Genomic DNA, 235 nt, shown 5'->3' with positions numbered 1-235 from the left:
CCCACGGCAGGTAATTCCTCCAATAGGGCCATGTCCCGAGGTACGTTCCCATTGTACTTTTCAATCAGGATTTGGGACAATCCATGTATAGCTTTGGATTTCATTGGAGAAAGCCCCACAGGTTTAATTATTTCGCTAATTTCATCCACAGACAATTTATCCATATCATAAGCATTGTCAGCCTTGGCAAACAAGAATGTTGTAATTTGTCTGAGTCTTACATCAGTATCTTGTG

The 235-nt window shown here is 40.9% G+C and carries 1 protein-coding gene; it reads right to left on the bottom strand.

Annotated features, from left to right (window positions below):
• On the bottom strand, positions 1-235 hold a 235-nt coding region (locus ACRHOZ_RS21505; RefSeq protein WP_431130445.1), incomplete at both ends, for an endonuclease III domain-containing protein.

It is taken from the genome of Flagellimonas flava (assembly GCF_050617915.1).
Lineage (GTDB): Bacteria > Bacteroidota > Bacteroidia > Flavobacteriales > Flavobacteriaceae > Flagellimonas > Flagellimonas flava_A.
The sequence above is the reverse complement of the archived record's forward strand: the minus strand, read 5'-3'. Positions and strand labels throughout refer to the sequence as shown.